Annotated in this window: 1 protein-coding gene and 1 pseudogene; both read right to left on the bottom strand. The window is 69.3% G+C overall.

Features of this window, described 5'->3' with window-relative positions; all coding sequences use genetic code 11:
• A partial coding sequence (locus tag IG62_RS0140885; protein ID WP_030816350.1) for a WXG100 family type VII secretion target occupies positions 1-284 on the bottom strand: 284 nt, incomplete at its 3' end.
• Between the two features lie 275 nt (positions 285-559).
• A pseudogene (locus IG62_RS0140880) lies at positions 560-1360 on the bottom strand (mobilization protein); the annotation flags it as partial.

The following is a 1360-nucleotide window of genomic DNA, read 5'->3' as shown; positions in this document are numbered from 1 at the left end:
TGGTCAGCGTCTTCGTGGTTGGCGGCCATGTCGTTCATGGCCTTGGTGATACTGGACAGACCCTTGACCAGGGCCGCGGCTGCTTTCTCGATCTGTGCCTTGTGTGGGGCGTAGGCGTGCTCGAACTTCTTGCCCTGCTCGTCACCGCCCCAGGGCTCTCCCAGCCCGTCGAGCGTGTGGCGAAGCTTGGCCGTCGCCCGTTCCAGAGCGACAGACTCGCGGTGGAATGTGGGTGCGGCGGACTTGAGTTGTTCGGTGTCTACGTCGAAGCCGTCGCCAGCCATGCCGTGCCTCCCCCTTGGCGGTGTGCTCGTAACCCGTTGCGAGCCGCTGACGATGCTGTCGGCTCACAGGTGGTGACGATGGCATACGGCACTGACAATCGCGCTGGTGGGAGTGCATTTCAGCCACGATGCAGCACAGCCCGGCCAGTGATCCCAGGACAAGACTGCGGCCCCCTACCGGCCGGATTCCGATAGGGGGCGGTTCACCGAGGCGCACGTCCAGCTCTGGTCGTTGTGGGCCGCAGCGGAGTGACGGTCGTGCAGAGGTCGGGCAGCTAGCGACGCTGGCGATGCTGCTGCTCGGCCGGTGCCGTGTTTGCCGTTGGCGGCTGGGCGTAGGCGTGCGCGGTGGGCGGGTGCGGGGCCGTGGTGGTGGTGCGCAGGCGGGCCGCTGCGGCGCGGGGGTTGGGGATGGGGTTGCGGCTGGTGTGCTGGATGCGGGTGAGCAGGACGCGGGCGGGTTGGCGGGCGGTGGCCAGTTCGCGTTGGGATGCTGCTTCCTTGAGGAGCTGGTGGGGTTTGTGGCCGCGGGCTTCGGCGTCGGTCAGGATGGTGGCGAGGGCCGGCCAGCCGGTGTCGGTGAGGATCCGTTCGGCGTGCTCGGGGATGGCTGCGCGTACGTCGCTGGCCAGGGTGCGGCGGGTCTCCTCCTTTGGCTGGCGTTGCGCGAGGTCCGTGAGTGTCGGGGTCAGGGCGTGGTCTGCGGCGGTCTGGAGGTGCTGGAGGGCTTGGCGGGCGGCGTCGGCTTGGTGGGCGTGGCCCTTGGCCTCGTGCCAACGTCCCGCGATGATCGCGGCCCAGACGAGCCCAGCGACCAGGGCAGCGAGGGCGCTGCCGTCGGGGGCGGTAGCGGTGTGGGCGATGTCGCGGGCCGCGTTGCGCAGAGCGTGGGCGGCTCGATCTTCTGCCCGGATCTGGGACCGCTGGGCGCGTCCGAACGCCTTGGAGGCGCCTTGGAGTTCAGCGCGCAGTGCTGCGGGTGCTTTCTGGGCGGTGGCTTCGATTAGTTCACCGAGGGCGGTGATGTGCGCCTGGGCGTGTGCGTCGTCCGCGAAGTCGGTATGGAGGGCGTCGAG

This window comes from Streptomyces sp. NRRL S-337, assembly GCF_000720175.1.
Lineage (GTDB): Bacteria > Actinomycetota > Actinomycetes > Streptomycetales > Streptomycetaceae > Streptomyces > Streptomyces siderophoricus.
Note: the sequence above shows the minus strand (reverse complement) of the source record. Positions and strands in the feature narration are given on the sequence as shown.